This window comes from Curtobacterium sp. MCLR17_042, from assembly GCF_003234695.1.
GTDB lineage: Bacteria > Actinomycetota > Actinomycetes > Actinomycetales > Microbacteriaceae > Curtobacterium > Curtobacterium flaccumfaciens.
On sequence record NZ_QKTD01000009.1, the window covers coordinates 78,476 to 94,459 of the forward strand.

A 15,984-nucleotide genomic window follows, 5' to 3' on the forward strand; every position below is an offset into this window, starting at 1 on the left:
GTGGCTGTCAATTCGGATTGGTCGCGTTTTCGTAACGGCGTGCGTGATCCGGAGGGAACGTCCCCCGGGTTGGGGCCAGGGGCCCCGGGAACGGGCGTTTCGTTGCGCGGAACCGCATGCGCGGACGGGAGGCCCGTGGCGGGCCGGCCACGGGCCTCCCGTCCGCTTCGTGGTCGCGTCCGGAGCCGCGCTCGCCTCGTCGGGGCGGGCTTGCCTGGCGCTTCCGGGCGTACCTGGTCGGAAGTTCGTGGCAGGTACGCCCGTTTGTGGCAGGTACTCCGGGGCGGCCGGGTGGTTTCGGGCGTACCTGGTCGTTCCGGGCGTATCTGGTCGGAAGTTCGTGGCAGGTACGCCCGTTTGTGGCAGGTACTCCGGGGGCGCAGGGTGGTTCCGGGCGTAGCTGGTGTCTTCGGGCGTACCTGGGCAGAAGTTCGTGGTAGGTATGCCCGTTCGTGGCAGGTACCCCGGGGCGCCGAGGCCCGAGGTGCGTCAGCGCGTGCGGGGCGCGCTCGTGGAGGCGCGCACGACCAGCTGCGGGACGATGTCGATCGGGCGGAGCAGTTCGCCCTCACTCGGCAGCAGCAGGTCCACGCAGCGCCGCCCGAGCTCGGCGAAGTCGACCTGCACCGTGGTGAGCGGTGGCCAGAAGTGCTTCGCCTCGGGGATGTCGTCGTAGCCGACCACGGACAGGTCACCCGGGACGTCGAGCCCGTACGAGCGCGCTGCGTGCATGACGCCGAGCGCCATCTGGTCGTTCGAGCAGAAGATCGCGGTGCAGTCCCGCCACCGCAGCAGCTCGCGGCCGGCGTGGTAGCCGAAGTCGGCGGTCCAGTCGCCCAGGATCGGCGGCGCGACGGCCATGTCGCGGTCGGACATCTCGCGCAGGAACCCCTGCATGCGGGCGTCGGCCTCGATCCAGTCCTGCGGTCCGGCGATGTGCCGCACGTACTCGTGCCCCAGGTCGAGCAGGTGCGCGGTCGCGAGCCGTGCGCCCTCCATCTGGTCCACCCACAGGGCCGTCGGATCCTCACCGACGCTGGCGCGCATGGTGACGTAGGGGGTGCGGATACCGAGCTCCGCGATCAGGTCGAAGACCCGCTGCTGGGGGGCAATGACGACGATGCCCTCGACGTCGAGGTCGAGCAGGTGCCCGAGTCCCTCACGCACGGCGGCGTCGGTCGCCTCGGCGATGTTCGCCGTCGTGACCGAGTAGCCGCGGAGCATCGCGGCGTCCTCGATCGCCTGCAGTGCCACGGCCGGACCGTAGTGGGCGCGGCGGGCCGTCAGGACGCCGATCGTGTGGGTCCGGCTCGTGACCAGGGCGCGTGCGGCCCGGTTCGGCCGGTACTGCAGCTGCTCCATGGCCGCCAGGACCTTGTCGCGTGTCTCGGCCCGGATCGCGTCCGAGTTGTTCAGCACCCGCGAGACGGTCTGGTGCGAGACGCCCGCGATCCGTGCGACGTCACGGATGCTGGGCGAACGCGGTTGCTGTGTCCGCGATGACGCCATTGCTGCTCGTTTCCGCCCGGGTGTCGTGGCACATCGATGTGCACGTTCACATCCGGGCCAGATCATTATGCACGTCCGACGGATCGACGCCACCTGTGCGCCGATCCGCCGTCCGCTCAGAGCCAGTTGCGCTTGCGGAAGATCGCCCAGAGCACGCCCATCAGCAGGAGCATGCCGAGGATCGCGACCGGGTACCCGTAGTGCCAGTGCAGCTCGGGCATGTGGTCGAAGTTCATCCCGTACACACCGGCTATCAGGCCGGGCGCGAACAGGATCGCCGCCCACGACGAGATCTTCTTGACCTCCTCGCCCTGGCGGTGTGCTGCCCGGGCGAGTTGCCGGCTCTCCTCGCCCTGGGCCAGGCTCGCGCTGGTCATCCGGCGCATCGCCTCGTTCTGCTCCTGCGACACCAGGGTGGCGTGCAGGGTCAGGGCGTTCTCGAGCAGGGCGCGGAACGAGTCGACCCGCTCGGTGACACGGAGCGCGTGGTCGTGCACGTTGCGGAGCCGGTGCTGCACGTCGTCGTCCACGCCGTACTTGTCGGCACCGCGGAGCAGCCCCGTGACCATCGCCGGCACCGGGGTGGTGGCCCGCTGGAACGCGAGGACCTCGCTGAGTAGCTGGTAGATGCGCTTCGAGACCCCCGGGTCGACCTGCCCGGCGAACAGCTGGTCCTCGATGGCGTCGATCTGCTCCTGCAGGACCTGGACGACGGGGCCGTAGCCGTCGACGACCTCGTCGAGCACGGCCGCGGTCACGGCCTCGGACCCCTTCGCCAGGAACTCCGGGTCCGCCTCGACCTGTGCCCGCAGCACCGCCAGGTCGGGTCGGGCGGCGTGCCGGACACTCACGACGAAGTGGTCGCCGACGAACAGGTGCACCTCGCCGAACTCGACGGTGCCCTCGGACGGGTCGAACCAGGCCGGCCGGAGCACCAGGAACAGGGTGTCGCCGTAGCGCTCGAGCTTGGCGCGCTGGTGTCCCTTGCGGGCGTCCTCGACGGCGTTCTCGTGCAGGTCGAACTCGGTGGCGACGGCCTCGAGCTCGTGCGGGTCGGGCCGGAGCAGCCCGATCCACGTCAGGTCGCCACGAGCCGGGCGCGACAGGGTCGACGGAGACTCCACGCGGCGTCCCCGGACGTAGATCGCGTTGTCGATCAGTGCCATGTGCGTGCTCCTTCGGTGGGGAGCAGGCGGGCGCGATGGCGCCCCGGAGTCGATCCGGGGCGGGGCAGGGTCAGCGAGCGGGCGCGACGACCGACACGGGCGGCCGGCCCGATCGAGGATGGTCACCCGACATCGCGCCTCACCTGCCCTTCTCGTCTCGTCGTGGCGGCGCCCAGAGCGCTGCCGACGGTCGAGCGTACGCCTGCGGCGCGGGTCGGACAACCCGTCGCGGCAGGCGCAGGAGCGTCAGCGCGTGACGTGCAGCCCGGCGGTCTCGAGTTCGGCGAGCTGCCACCCGAGCCACGGGCTCCAGGCGAACGGCGCGCCGGCGACGGCCTGCCTGAGAGAGTCCTCGGACACCCATGCCCACTCGGCGACCTCGTCGTCCGCGGGCGCCGGGGTGTCGTCGGTCACGGCACGGAAGACGGGGCAGACCTCGTTCTCCACGATGCCCGAGGCGTCGACCGCGCGGTACCGGAACTCCGGCAGCACGACCTCGACGTCGCGCACGGTGATGCCGAGCTCGCGAGAGGCACGACGGCCGATGGCGTCCTCGAAGGACTCGTCCGGACCGGGGTGGCCGCAGAAGGTGTTCGTCCACACCCCCGGCCAGGTCTTCTTCGACAGTGCTCGTCGGGTCACCAGGACGTCACCGTCGGTGTTCCGGACGTGGCACGAGAACGCCAGGTGCAGGGGCGTGTGGGCTGTGTGCACCGTGAACTTGTCCGCCGTGCCGATCGGGGTACGGTCGTCGGCCAGGAGCACCACGGATTCAGGGAAAGCGTTCATCTGAGTCGATAGGTTAGGCCAATGAGCGAGGAAGCGACCACCGTGCCGCACATCGACCTCGCGCTCGTCGACGACTGCCTCGAGCGCTTCTTCGCCGTGTCGTCGGCACGCGCCGAGCGCTACGGCCGACCGTCCGAAGAACTGTGGCGCGTGCTCCGCAAGGCGAGCATGGGCGGCAAGCGCTTCCGGCCCCGCATGGTCATGACCGCGTACGCCGGCATGGGCGGCACCGACGCGCACGCCGCAGCCAACGTCGCCGCGGCCTACGAACTCCTGCACACCGCACTCGTGGTGCACGACGACGTCATCGACCGCGACTGGTCGCGCCGTGGGCAGCCGAACGTCGCCGGGTCCTTCCGCGACAACGGGACGACGGGCGGCCTGCCGCTGCCGACGGCCGAGCACCGGGGGATGAGTGCCGCGGTCATCGCCGGTGACCTGGCCCTCGCCGGTGCGCCCCGCTTCATCGAGGCTGCGGGCGTCGACGGCACCCGCCGCGAGCGGCTGCTCGAACTGCTCGACGAGGCGGTGTTCGCCAGCGCCGCCGGCGAGATGACCGACGTCGACCTGGCGCTCGGCGTGATGCCGACCGTGGACGAGGTCCTGGCGATGGAACGGGCGAAGACGAGCGTGTACTCGTTCGAGGCGCCGCTGCAGTCCGGCGCCGTGCTGGCCGGCGCCGACGAGGAGATCGTCACCGCCCTCGGAGCCTTCGGACGGGAGATCGGCATCGCGTACCAGATCGTCGACGACCTGCTCGGGGTCTTCGGCGACGAGACCATGACCGGCAAGACCGTGCTGGGCGACCTGCGCGAGGGCAAGCGCACCATGCTGATCGCGTACGCGGCGACCACCGACTGCTGGCCCGACCTCGAGCCGTACCTCGGCGACCCGGACCTGACCGAGGCCCGCGCGGACGAGGTCCGTGCGACCCTGGTGTCCTGCGGTGCGCGCGGCGCCGCGGAAGCACGTGTCGCCGACCACACCGCACTCGCCCGGGCCGAGCTCGCCCGGCTGCCGTACGACCTCGCCGACCGCCTGGAGGCCCTCGTGACCGAACTCGTGGAGCGCGCCCGGTGACCCACAGCACCACCACGGCGACCGGATCCCGTCCGGCTCGCCTCCAGCTCTACGACGCCACCGCCGAGGCCGCGTCGGGGGTCGTCATCGACCGGTACTCCACATCGTTCGGGCTGGCGAGCCGCATGCTGGCCCGCGACACGCGCGAGCACATCCGGAACGTCTACGCGCTGGTCCGCGTCGCCGACGAGGTCGTCGACGGCCCCGCGACCGAGGCCGGGCTCGACCGCGAGCTCGCCCGCACGGTGCTCGACGAGCTCGAGGCCGACACCGAACGGGCCATCGCGCTCGGCTTCTCGGTGAACCCGGTCGTCCACGCGTTCGCCCGCACCGCCCGCGCCACCGGCTTCGGCGCCGAGCTCACCGCCCCGTTCTTCGCCTCGATGCGCATGGACCTCGACCGCACCGAGCACGACGACGCCTCGTTCGACGCGTACGTGTACGGCTCCGCCGAGGTCGTCGGCCTGATGTGCCTGCGCGCGTTCGTGTACCGCGCCGGTCGGCCGACGTTCGACCAGGCCGAACTCGTCGCCGGTGCACGTGCGCTCGGCGCCGCGTTCCAGAAGGTGAACTTCCTGCGTGACCTGCACGCCGACTTCGAGGTCCTCGGTCGCTCGTACTTCCCGGGCGTCGACATCCGCTCCTTCGACGAGGCCACCAAGGACCGCCTGGTCGCCGACGTGCAGGCCGACCTCGACCACGCAGCACGTACGATCCGGCTGCTGCCGGCCGACGCCCGCAACGCCGTCGGACTCGCCCACGCGCTGTTCCAGGAACTCAACGACCGACTCGCGCGCACCCCGGCGAGCCGCCTCGTCACGACGCGCGTGCGCGTCCCCAACCCGGTGAAGGTGCGCCTCGCGGCGCAGGTCCTCGCCGGACGCGCACCGCTCCGGTCGCGCGTCACCACCCACCGGCCGGGAGGCTCCTCATGACCCCGCCCCGCGCCTCCCGACCGACGACGGTCGCCACCACCACCCGGCGCAAGGTGCCCGCACGCCGCGCGGTCGTCATCGGCGGCGGCATCAGCGGCCTGGCGGCCGCAGCGCTGCTCGCACGCGACGGCTTCTCGGTGACGGTGCTCGAGCAGCGCACGCAGCTCGGCGGCCGTGCCGGCTCGTGGGAGCAGGACGGGTTCCGGTTCGACACCGGGCCGTCGTGGTACCTCATGCCCGAGGTCTTCGACCACTTCTTCCAGCTGCTGGGAACGTCGGCCGAGGCCGAACTCGACCTGGTGAAGCTCGACCCCGGCTACCGCGTCTACAGCGAGGGCCACGAGGAGCCGATCGACCTGCGCGCCGACGCCGAGGCCAACATCGCGCTGTTCGAGTCCATCGAGCCCGGTGCCGGCGAGCGGATGCGGAAGTACCTCGCGTCGGCCGAGGACACCTACACGATGGCCGTGCGCCGGTTCCTCTACACGAGCTTCCAGGACCTCACGAAGCTCGCCGCACCCGACGTCCTGCGTCGTCTGCCCAAGCTCGCGCGCCTGCTGCTCGAGCCGCTCTCCACCTTCGCCGAGACCGCGGTGCGCGACCGTCGCCTGTGGCAGATCCTCGGCTACCCGGCGGTGTTCCTCGGCACGAGTCCGTACGCGGCACCGAGCATGTACCACCTGATGAGCCACCTGGACCTGGCCGACGGCGTGCTCTACCCGAAGGGCGGCATCACCGAGGTGATCTCCGCCGTCGAGCGGGTCGCCCGTGCCGAGGGCGCGAAGATCATCGCCGGTGCGAAGGTCGAGCGGATCGTCGTCGAGGACGGCGTCGCCACCGGGGTCGTCCACCGCGACCGCGACGGTGTGCAGCACACGGCCCCCGCCGACCTCGTGGTCAGCGCTGCCGACATGCAGCACACCGAGATGCAGCTGCTCGAGCGTGAGCACCGCACCCACGGCGCCGACCACTGGAAGAAGCGCGACCCGGGCCCGAGCGCGGTGCTCGTGTACCTCGGCATCGACGGTCCGACACCGGGCCTGCTGCACCACACCCTGATGTTCACCGCGGACTGGAGGGCGAACTTCGGAGCCATCTTCGGCGACGACCGACACGTGCCGGACCCCGCCTCGATCTACGTCTGCGCCCCGTCCGAGACCGACCCGAGCGTCTCCCCGCCCGGCACCAGCAACCTGTTCATCCTGGTGCCCCTGCCCGCCGACCTGTCGATCGGCAAGGGCGGCATCGACGGTGCCGGTGACTACCAGGTCGAGCAGATCGCCGACCGTGCCATCGACGTGCTGGCCGAGCGCGCCGGGGTGCCGGACCTGCGCGACCGCATCCGGGTCCGACGCACGATCGGACCGCGCGACTTCGCCGACGACCTGAACGCCTGGAACGGCTCGATGCTCGGCCCGGCGCACACCCTGAAGCAGAGCGCGTTCTTCCGCGAGAAGAACGCGTCGAAGAAGGTCGAGGGGCTGTACTACGTCGGTGCCTCGACGATCCCGGGCATCGGTCTGCCGATGTGCCTGATCAGCGCCGAGGTCCTGCTCAAGCGCATCCACGGCGACCGGAGCACCGAGCCGCTGCCGACGCCCCTCGGGGCCCCGCGGGACCGGACCGAGACCGCCTGATGCCCGGGGTCTACCTCGCCGGCCTGGTGGTGTCCCTGGTCGGCATGACCGTGCTGGACGCCCGCTTCCGGCTGTTCTTCTGGCGGGCACCGTGGCGGGCGGCGGCCGTGATGGTCGTCGGTGTCGCGTTCTTCATGGTGTGGGACGTCGCCGGTGTCGCTGCCGGCATCTTCTTCATCGGGCCGCAGAACCTGCTCACCGGGGTGCTCCTGGCGCCCGAGGTCCCGCTCGAGGAACTCTTCTTCCTGCTGCTGCTCTGCTACTCGACGATGGACCTGGTCGGCTTCGTCCGGCCCCTGGTGCAGCGGGCGACCGATCGGCGGCGCGCGTGAACGGCACCGGGGCGTACGCGCTCCTGGCCCTGCCGTTCTTCGGCGTCACGGCCGTCGTGGCCGTGGTCGCCGGCGTCGTCGCCGCTCGCCGTGCCCGTGCGGCGGGTCGACGGCCCGCGGTCGGGCGTCGGGTCGCGGTGCTCACGTCCGTGATCGCGGGCGTCGCGCTGCTGGTGATGACGATGGTGTTCGACAACGTCATCGTCACGCTGCGGATCGTCGCCTACGACCCCTCGCTCATCAGCGGTGCGAAGATCGGTGCGATCCCGGTCGAGGACCTCGCCTACGCGATGTCCGCCATCGTGCTGCTGCCCAGCCTGTGGGTCCTGTTCGACCGGACCGGCGCGCGCCCCGCGCCCGACCCGGCCCCAGCACCAGCAGAGGACATGAAGTGAACGCCAGCACCGCCTCCAGGCCGTCGACCCTCCGCGCCCTGTTCGTGTCGTCGCGCCCTATCAGCTGGGTGAACACCGCCTACCCGTTCGGCGCCGCGTACCTGCTCGGCAGCGGGGTCGGCGTCGAGGGCGGCGGCGGGTTCTCGCTCGTCGCGTTCCTGGTCGGTGTCGTGTACTTCCTGGTGCCCTACAACCTGGCGATGTACGGCATCAACGACGTCTTCGACTACGAGTCCGACCTGCGCAACCCGCGCAAGGGCGGCGTCGAGGGTGCCCTGCTCGACAAGAGCGTCCACCGCACCACGCTGTGGGCCGTCGTCGTCACGAACGTCCCCTTCCTCGTCGCGCTCGTGGTGCTCGGCGCGGTCAGCGGCAACGGGCCGTGGTCGTGGCTCGTCCTGGCGATCAGCGTGTTCGCGGTGATCGCGTACTCGGCACCGGGGCTGCGGTTCAAGGAGAAGCCGTTCCTCGACTCGCTCACGTCGAGCACGCACTTCGTCTCGCCGGCGATCTACGGCCTCGCCCTGGCGGGCCCGCACTGGACCGGTGAACTCGTCGCCGTCTGCATCGCGTTCTTCCTGTGGGGTGTGGCCTCGCACGCGTTCGGTGCCGTGCAGGACGTCCTGGCCGACCGTGCCGGTGGCATCGGCTCCGTCGCGACCGTGATCGGCGCCCGGGCCACCGTCCGCCTGGCCTTCGTCGCCTACCTGGTCGCCGGCATCGCGCTGCTGTTCTCGGCGTTCCCCGGGCCGATCGCCGCGATCGTCGTCATCCCGTACGCGCTCAACGTGCTGCCCTGGTGGAACATCACGGACCACGGCGCCGAGGCCGCGAACGCCGGGTGGAAGCGCTTCCTCTGGATCAACTACCTGGCGGGCTTCATCGTCACGATGGCACTCATCGCGTACGCCTTCACGCACTGACAGACTGGACGCACGCACCGCGGCGTCCGTGGTGCGTCACCAGTCACGACGGCAGTCACGAAGGAGTGCGCGCATGAGCGTCCGGATCATCCACGTCGGTCTCGGAGGGTGGGGCGGCAACTGGGCCCGCACCGCCATCCCAGAGGTGTCGGAAGTGCAGGTGGTCGGGATCGTCGACCCGTCGGCGCCGACGCTCGAGGCCGTGCGGACCGACCTCGGGCTCCCGGCCTCCGCGGCGTTCGGGTCCCTGACCGAGGCGCTCGCCGCGGTCGAGGCCGACGCCGTCGTCATCACCGCCCCGGCCGTGACGCACGTGCCACTCGCGCTCGAGGCCCTCGACGCCGGCAAGCACGTCCTGGTCGAGAAGCCGTTCGCCAACACCACCGACGAGGCCGTCACCGCGGTCCGTCGCGCCGAGGAGCTCGGCCTGGTGCTGCAGGTCAGCCAGAACTACCGCTGGTACCCGGCGCCGCGGGTGGTGCAGGAGATGCTCGAGGCGGACGTGGTCGGCGAGGTCTCCGCGATCAACGTCGACTTCCGGCAGTGGGACAACGACCAGCCCGCCGAGACGTACCCGCACTACCGGTTCCCGCACGCGATGATCAACGACATGGCGATCCACCACTTCGACCTGCTCCGGATGATCACCGGGCAAGAGGCCGTCCGGGTCTTCGCCAAGGCCAGCTACCCCGCCTACAGCAAGTACCAGGACGAAGCGGTCGCCTCGATGATCATCGAGCTCGACGGCGGCACGGTCGTCAACTACCGCGGCAGCTGGCTGAGCCGTGGCCCGCGCACCGCCTGGGCCGGGGAGTGGAGCATCGAGGGCGAGGACGGCGAGCTCTGGTTCACGAGCCGCGACGGTGAGCCGAACGCGGTCGACGGCGACCGGGTCACCGTCCGCCGCACGCAGGACGACGTCGCCGAGCCGGTCGAGCTCCCCGTGCTCGCGCACACCGACCGCCAGGGCGGGCTGCAGGCGTTCGCCCGCTCCGTGCAGGGCGGCCCCGCCCCGGAGACGAGCGGTCGTGACAACCTGCGGAGCCTCGCGCTGATGGAGGCCGCCGGCCGCTCCGCGGCGTCCGGCCTGCCCGAGGACGTCGTCGTCCCGTCCTGACCGCACCCACCCACGGCCTGGAGGCGCGGGGCGGGCCCGCACCGCGCCTCCAGTCCGGCTCTGGTCGTGCCCACCGCGTCAAAGCGACAGTGGGTTGCGGAACGTTCGCGGCATACTGTCGCTTTCGCGAACCAGACCCGGTGCGGTCCGCCTGATCTGTCGCTCGCGCGTCAGGCGGCGCCGGCCGCCCGCCGCGCCTGCGCGACGGCCCGCCGCACGCCGAGCGACCAGCCCGACCCGTGGCCGGGCAGCACGTGCTTCGCCTCGGTGTCCGCGAGCCGGTCGAGCGACGCGACCGCCGTGTCGACGTCGGAGGTCGCCGCGGGTGCGACGATCCGCGGTCCGATCCCGCCCGTGTACGGGTCGAAGGTGACGAGCGCGTCCCCGGCGATCACGGCGTCGCGGTCGGCGAAGTGCAGTGCCACGTGGCCGTCGGTGTGTCCCGGGGTCTCGATGATCCACGGGTTGCCCGGCACGTCGGCGCGGCTCTCCAGCGGCTCGGTGTCCGCGATGCCGTCGACCGTGACCGCACCGGCCAGCAGCATGCGGCCCAGGGGGCGCAGACCCCCCGGGTGGAGCGCCACGAACCCGAAACGGTTCGTCTGCGGCCGGTACGAGTACGGGTGCGCGGCGAGGTGCCGATCGCCCGGGTGGACGAACACGGGCGTGCCCCAGTCGCGGTGCATCCGTGCGGCGGTGCCGACGTGGTCGAAGTGCCCGTGCGTGAGCAGGAGCCCCTCGACCTGGTCGGGCGTGTAGCCCAGGTCGTGCACGGCGAGCTGCAGGTGCGGCCACGCGGCGGGCAACCCCGCGTCGACGACGAGCAACTGATCGCCGGTCTCGACGAGGTACGTGTTGGTGTGTGCGATCTCGAGGCGGTGGATCCCCTCGGCGGCGTCCCGGAAGAGCATGTGCGGCACGGTAGACGCGGCCTGCTGGGCACGATCCCGGGTGGGACGTGTACGAAATGGGGAATGGCCAAGGACAGTCTGCCCGAGCTCGAACTCGCCAACGTGCGCACCCGCGAGGGCATCACGGACACCGTGACGGAGCTGAAGCGACGCGCGGACCTGCCCGCCCGGACGCGGCTCGCGGTCGCCAAGACGAAGCAGCGGTGGCACCGCGACCCCACGCCGCTGGTGGCGATGGGCATCACCGGTCTGACCGGTGTCGCGGCGATCGTCCTCGGCATCGCGCTCCGGAACAAGCCCGCTGGGCACCTCGCTCAGCCGCCGGCGAACTCGGCCTTCACCGCGCTGCTGCCGTTCGGTGCGCGTGGCGACGCCCCTTCGGCGAAGGAGCAGGCGCAGGCAGGTCGCAAGGGCCGGAAGGCGCGGGCCAAGGCGGCGGAGGAAGCGCTTGAGCAGGACCCGGCGCACCGCGCCCGCGTGAAGCAGCAGGTCGGCATCGCGGCGGTGCAGCGACGGGCGAACAAGAACCGCAAGCAGGCGGTCAAGCGGTCGAAGCAGGCCGTGAAGGCGAGAGGGTAGTCACATGGCGCACGAAGAGCACAAGCCGGACCCGGACGACGCCCGGAAGCCCGACAACCCCACCGACCTCAAGAAGCCGACGCTCGTCTACACGCTGAAGAAGACGCTGCGCGAGTTCACGAGCGACCAGTGCACCGACCTGGCGGCGAGCCTGACGTACTACTCGGTGCTCGCGCTGTTCCCCGGGCTGCTGGCGGTCGTGTCGATCCTCGGCCTGGTGTCGGACCCGGCGAAGACCATCGAGACCCTGCTCCAGGTGATCCGCAACGTCGGCGGCGGTGACGTCGCGAGCCTGCTGAAGGAGCCGGTGAACGGCCTGGTCCGCTCGCCCGCTGCGCCGGTGACGTTCATCGTCGGTCTGCTCGGCGCCCTCTGGTCGGCCTCCGGCTACGTCGGCGCGTTCGGCCGCTCGATGAACCGGATCTACAACGTCCGCGAGGGCCGCCCGATCTGGAAGCTCCGCCCGACCATGCTCGGCGTGACCGTCACCACCGTCGTCCTGCTCGTGGTCGGTCTGCTGGTCCTGGTGAGCGCGCCGCTCGCCCGCAGCTTCGGCGACGTCATCGGTCTCGGCGACGTGGCCGTCACCGTCCTGTCGATCGTGCAGTGGCCGATCCTGCTCGTCATCGCGATCATCGTCGTCGCGGTGCTCTACTACTGGTCGCCGAACGTCAAGCAGCCGAAGTTCACCTGGGTCAGCGGCGGCTCGATCCTGGCGCTCCTCATCTGGGTCATCGCGAGCGTCGGCTTCGGGTTCTACGTCGGGAACTTCTCGAACTACAACGCCACGTACGGCTCCCTGGGTGGGGTCATCGTGTTCCTGCTCTGGATCTGGATCACGAACAACGCCCTGCTCTTCGGTGCCGAGTTCGACGCCGAGATCGAGCGGGGGCGCGAGCTGCAGGCCGGCATCCGCGCGGAGGAGGACATCCAGCTCCCCGAGCGCGACACCCGACAGATCGAGAAGCAGGACGAGAAGCGGGCGCAGGACGTGCTCGAGGGCATCCGCATCCGCCAGGGCGTCGACAACGACTGACCGCGGCTCGTCCGACCACCGCTGACGGGCACTCTCCGGGTCGGGGCGCTACGGTGCGAGCGTGCCGTCCTTCCTCGAGGGGCTCCCGTTCCGGTGGCTCGTCCTCGCGCTCTTCGTGATCGTGTTCTGCCGCGCGCAGGCCACGTACTGGGTGGCGCGGCTCGCGGTGACGGGTGCGTCCCGATCGCGGTGGGGCGGCTGGCTGCGCTCGCCGGCGGTCCGTCGCGGTTCGGCGCTGCTGGATCGCTGGGGGTTGCCCGTGGTGACGGTGAGCTTCGTCGTGGTCGGCCTGCAGACGGTGATGAACGCCACAGCGGGGCTGGCACGGGTTGCCTGGTGGCGGTACACGATCGCGATGGTGCCGGGGTGCGTGGCATGGGCGTTCCTGTACGCGACGGTCGGGCTCGCCGTGTTCTGGGCGGTCGTCGCGGCGCTCGCCGGCTCGCCGTGGGGCATCGCGGCGCTCGTGGGCCTGGTGGTCGTCGCCGGCGTCGCGCTGACGGTCCTGCGTCGTCGCCGCGACCGCACAGGAGGCCCGGCCCGGCTTCCGTAGGCTGGCCTCCGTGACGACAGACCAGCTCCAGAACCGTCCGGTCGCCCTGGTGACCGGAGCCACCCGCGGCATCGGCCGCGCGATCGCCGTCGACCTCGGCCGCACCCACCACGTGCTCGTGGGCGGCCGGTCCGCCGACGCCGTGGACGCCCTCGTCCAGGAGCTGCCGAGCGCGGCGCCGTTCGTCGGTGACCTGGGCGCGGGCGAGGTCCCGGCGCTGCCGGATCGGCTCGACGTCCTCGTGCACTCGGCCGGTGTCGAGCAGGGCACCACCGTCGCCGACACCCCGCGCGCGGTGTGGGAGCAGGTCTTCGCGACGAACGTGTTCGCGGTCGCCGAGCTCACCCGGCTGGCGCTGCCGGCACTGCGGGCGGCCCGGGGCATCGTCGTGCCGATCAACAGCGGCTCCGGGTTCCACTCGGGCCCCGGCGGTGGCGTGTACGCGGCGTCGAAGTTCGCGCTGCGGGCCTTCGCCGACGCCCTGCGCGAAGAGGAGCGGGCGAACGGCGTGCGGGTGTCGAGCGTGCACCCGGGCCGGACCGACTCGGACATGCAGCGGCAGCTCGTGGCGAAGCTCGGGGAGTCCTACGACACCGACTACTACCTGGCACCCGAGGACGTGGCCGCCGCGGTCCGCACCGTCGTCGACCTGCCCGAGCGCGGCACCGTCGAGTCGCTCGCGATCCGGCCGACCCGTCGGCGCTGACGTCCGTCCCTCGACGGGTCACCGCAGCTCGATCCGTTCGTCGAGCTCGAGCCGTTCCAGGAACGTCTCGTCGTGGCTCACCACCACGACTGCTCCCCGGTAGGCCCGCAGTGCGTCCACGAGCTGGTCGACGCTCGTCAGGTCGAGGTCGTTCGTCGGCTCGTCGAGCACGAGCAGCTGCGGCGGCGGGTCGGCGAGCACCAGGGCCGCCAGCGCCACCCGGAACCGCTCCCCGCCGGACAGGTCCCCGGCCGGGCGGTCGACGGTGTCCCCGCGCACCAGGAACTTCGCCAGCCGGTTGCGGACCTCGGCGACGGGCACGTGCGGGGCGTCCCGGCGCACGTTGTCGAGCACCGTGGCGGTGTCGTCCAGGCTGTCCTTCCGCTGCGGCAGGTACGCGATCCGGTCGACGTGGGCGACGGCCGTGGTCTCGGGCAGCGGGTGCTCCCGCGCGGCGGGGTCGCCGACGAGCTGCTCGAGCAGGGTGGACTTGCCGACGCCGTTGTCCCCGGTGACGGCGATCCGTTCCGGCCCCTGCACGATGACGTCCCGTCCGCGGACGGCCACGGTGGCGATCCGACGCGATGCCGGCACGTCCGGGTCGGGCAGGGTGACGTGGATCGACTCGTCGTCGCGCAGGCGGAGCTCGGCCTCGCGCTTGGACGCGAGTGCGGCGGCTTCGTCGTCCGCGTACCCGACGCGGAGCCGGCCGGCGGTCTCCTGCGCCTTCTTCCGCTGCTCGTTCGCCAGGATCTTCGGCATCGAGCGGCCCGCTTTCTCGCCGGCCTTCGCCCGTCGGGCGATCTTCGTCTCCGCCTCGATGCGCTGTCGCTTCTCGGTGCGGTGCCGCTGGTCGGCGACCCGGACCTCGCGCTCGACGGCCGCCTGCTGCACGGCCAGGTGCTCCTCGAACGCGCTGAACGTCCCGCCGAAGACCGTCATCGACCCGGCGCGGAGCTCCACGGTCTCGTCGACGTGCTCCAGGAGTTCCCGGTCGTGGCTGACGAGCACCAGGGTGCCGCGCCAGTCGTCGACCAGGTCGAGGAGCAGCCCGCGGGCGCGGCGGTCCAGGTTGTTCGTCGGCTCGTCCAGGAACACGATCGGCCGAGCGCGCAACCGAACCCCGGCGACGGCGACGAGCACCGACTGCCCGCCGGACAGCGTCGACACCGGCCGGTCGAGGTCGGTGCCGTCGAGCCCGACCCGGTCGAGCACCGCGGCGGCCCGTTCCTCCAGGTCCCAGTCGTCGCCGACTGCCTCGAGCTTTGCTGCCGTGGCGTTGCCGGCCAGGACGGCCCGGAGCGCGGTGAGTGTGGGACGGACGCCGAGCAGGTCGGCGATGGTGTCGTCGATCCCCGTTGCAAGGCGCTGCGGCAGGTGGTCGACGGGACCCGACGTCGCGATGCTGCCCGACGTGGGGTGGAGCCGGCCGGTCGCGAGCCGGACCAGCGTGGACTTGCCGGCCCCGTTCCTCCCGACCAGGCCGGTCCGGCCACGTCCGAAGGCGGCGGTGAGGTGGTCGAGCGCGACGGTGCCGTCGGGCCAGGCGAAGGTGACGTCGTGCAGGACGACGGACGGACTGGTGGGCATGGGGGTGTCTCCCGGTGTCGATGCTGGGCGCACGACACCGAGGCCACCGCGGTGCGGTGGAGCGCCCGACGGGGCGCGCGATCACGGTGTCAGCGCGTGGGCTGAGCGGTACCGGTGATCGACAGCAATCCGTCTGCTTCCGTCGGGGGACCCCCGTGTCCGCCATCCGTTCCGCCGGTCGGTCTCCCGCCCCGGCGGCCCCGCGATGACGACGAGGTGACCTCCACGGTAATCCCGTGACACGGGCACCCGCAAGGGATGACAGGCTGGGGGCATGCCGGAGAACCTGTTGCCGACCCCGTCGTCGAACCCCGAGACCCTGCTGCCCGCCGAGCCGGAGGTGACCGCCGCGATCGAGGCGGAGGCCCCCGTCGCCAGCGTGGTGGTGTCCTACCCGTCGTCGAGCCTGGCGTGGGCGCTGCTCGCCGACGAGGCGTGGGCGCGTGGCGCGACCCTCGAGTCGTACGCGTACGCCCGTGTCGGGTACCACCGTGGGCTCGATGCCCTGCGCAAGGCCGGCTGGCGCGGTGTCGGCCCGGTGCCGTGGTCACACGAGTCCAACCGTGGCGTGCTGCGGGCGCTGTTCGCCCTGCGGCGTGCGGCCGAGGCGATCGAGGAGCCGGGCGAGGCCGAGCGCCTGACCGACTTCCTGAACGCGAGCGACCCCGAGGCCCTGCGCGCCCTGTCCGCCGGCGCGTAGGCGTCGCACGCAACGACGAAACCAGG

General features: G+C 71.6%; 17 protein-coding genes. 12 read left to right on the top strand and 5 right to left on the bottom strand.

From position 1 onward, the window contains the following. Nucleotides 1-489 precede the first annotated feature (489 nt). From DEJ02_RS10600 to idi, 3 genes are all read right to left on the bottom strand, one after another. Nucleotides 490-1,509: a LacI family DNA-binding transcriptional regulator gene (locus DEJ02_RS10600; RefSeq protein ID WP_017886425.1), complete on the bottom strand. Its 1,020-nt coding sequence runs from the start codon at nt 1,507-1,509 to the stop codon at nt 490-492. A 116-nt stretch (nt 1,510-1,625) separates the two neighbouring features. Then, nucleotides 1,626-2,675 (bottom strand): magnesium and cobalt transport protein CorA, encoded by a 1,050-nt coding sequence (locus tag DEJ02_RS10605; protein ID WP_071404930.1) that lies wholly within the window; start codon nt 2,673-2,675, stop codon nt 1,626-1,628. Between the two features lie 246 nt (nt 2,676-2,921). Next, nucleotides 2,922-3,464 (bottom strand): isopentenyl-diphosphate Delta-isomerase, encoded by a 543-nt coding sequence (idi, locus tag DEJ02_RS10610; protein ID WP_110864939.1) that lies wholly within the window; start codon nt 3,462-3,464, stop codon nt 2,922-2,924. A 21-nt stretch (nt 3,465-3,485) separates the two neighbouring features. Between idi and DEJ02_RS10615 the strand changes: the two genes are divergently transcribed. The 7 genes from DEJ02_RS10615 to DEJ02_RS10645 all read left to right on the top strand — a co-directional run bounded on the left by DEJ02_RS10615 (nt 3,486) and on the right by DEJ02_RS10645 (nt 9,883). Beyond that, the gene (locus DEJ02_RS10615; RefSeq protein WP_163343195.1) at nt 3,486-4,544 is read left to right on the top strand and encodes a polyprenyl synthetase family protein; all 1,059 of its coding nucleotides are present in this window, start codon (nt 3,486-3,488) and stop codon (nt 4,542-4,544) included. Further along, on the top strand, nt 4,541-5,479 hold the full coding sequence (locus DEJ02_RS10620) for a squalene/phytoene synthase family protein (RefSeq protein ID WP_110858704.1): 939 nt from the start codon (nt 4,541-4,543) through the stop codon (nt 5,477-5,479). The genes DEJ02_RS10615 and DEJ02_RS10620 overlap by 4 nt, the downstream gene beginning before the upstream one ends. Further along, the gene (crtI, locus tag DEJ02_RS10625; RefSeq protein ID WP_111033043.1) at nt 5,476-7,116 is read left to right on the top strand and encodes a phytoene desaturase family protein; all 1,641 of its coding nucleotides are present in this window, start codon (nt 5,476-5,478) and stop codon (nt 7,114-7,116) included. The genes DEJ02_RS10620 and crtI overlap by 4 nt, the downstream gene beginning before the upstream one ends. Continuing rightward, the gene (locus DEJ02_RS10630; RefSeq protein WP_027464925.1) at nt 7,116-7,448 is read left to right on the top strand and encodes a lycopene cyclase domain-containing protein; all 333 of its coding nucleotides are present in this window, start codon (nt 7,116-7,118) and stop codon (nt 7,446-7,448) included. Before crtI ends, DEJ02_RS10630 begins: the two co-directional genes overlap by 1 nt. Continuing rightward, nucleotides 7,445-7,843, top strand: a complete 399-nt coding sequence (locus DEJ02_RS10635; RefSeq protein WP_246566113.1) for a lycopene cyclase domain-containing protein — start codon at nt 7,445-7,447, stop codon at nt 7,841-7,843. Before DEJ02_RS10630 ends, DEJ02_RS10635 begins: the two co-directional genes overlap by 4 nt. Then, complete coding sequence (locus DEJ02_RS10640; RefSeq protein WP_111033044.1) at nt 7,840-8,766, top strand: prenyltransferase; 927 nt, start codon at nt 7,840-7,842, stop codon at nt 8,764-8,766. Before DEJ02_RS10635 ends, DEJ02_RS10640 begins: the two co-directional genes overlap by 4 nt. 73 nt (nt 8,767-8,839) lie before the next feature. Beyond that, complete coding sequence (locus DEJ02_RS10645) at nt 8,840-9,883, top strand: Gfo/Idh/MocA family protein (protein WP_027464923.1); 1,044 nt, start codon at nt 8,840-8,842, stop codon at nt 9,881-9,883. A gap of 170 nt (nt 9,884-10,053) precedes the next feature. Here the strand turns inward: DEJ02_RS10645 and DEJ02_RS10650 are convergent, their stop codons facing one another. Then, nucleotides 10,054-10,794, bottom strand: a complete 741-nt coding sequence (locus DEJ02_RS10650) for an MBL fold metallo-hydrolase (RefSeq protein WP_111033045.1) — start codon at nt 10,792-10,794, stop codon at nt 10,054-10,056. A 63-nt stretch (nt 10,795-10,857) separates the two neighbouring features. On the opposite strand from DEJ02_RS10650, the gene DEJ02_RS10655 reads away from it, so the two are divergent. From DEJ02_RS10655 to DEJ02_RS10670, 4 genes are all read left to right on the top strand, one after another. Next, on the top strand, nt 10,858-11,373 hold the full coding sequence (locus DEJ02_RS10655) for a hypothetical protein (protein WP_111033046.1): 516 nt from the start codon (nt 10,858-10,860) through the stop codon (nt 11,371-11,373). Between the two features lie 4 nt (nt 11,374-11,377). Then, complete coding sequence (locus tag DEJ02_RS10660; protein ID WP_111033047.1) at nt 11,378-12,409, top strand: YihY/virulence factor BrkB family protein; 1,032 nt, start codon at nt 11,378-11,380, stop codon at nt 12,407-12,409. Between the two features lie 61 nt (nt 12,410-12,470). After that, complete coding sequence (locus tag DEJ02_RS10665; RefSeq protein ID WP_111033048.1) at nt 12,471-12,962, top strand: VTT domain-containing protein; 492 nt, start codon at nt 12,471-12,473, stop codon at nt 12,960-12,962. Nucleotides 12,963-12,972: 10 nt separating this feature from the next. After that, a complete protein-coding gene (locus DEJ02_RS10670) occupies nt 12,973-13,668 on the top strand; it encodes an SDR family oxidoreductase (protein ID WP_111033049.1) in 696 nt (231 codons plus the stop codon). Between the two features lie 18 nt (nt 13,669-13,686). Here the strand turns inward: DEJ02_RS10670 and DEJ02_RS10675 are convergent, their stop codons facing one another. Further along, entirely contained in the window at nt 13,687-15,258 is a 1,572-nt protein-coding gene (locus DEJ02_RS10675; protein ID WP_111033050.1) for an ABC-F family ATP-binding cassette domain-containing protein, read from the bottom strand. 274 nt (nt 15,259-15,532) lie between these two features. Here DEJ02_RS10675 and DEJ02_RS10680 point away from each other — a divergent pair, with 274 nt between their 5' ends. Beyond that, nucleotides 15,533-15,958, top strand: a complete 426-nt coding sequence (locus DEJ02_RS10680; protein WP_111033051.1) for a DUF3151 domain-containing protein — start codon at nt 15,533-15,535, stop codon at nt 15,956-15,958. Nucleotides 15,959-15,984: the final 26 nt, after the last annotated feature.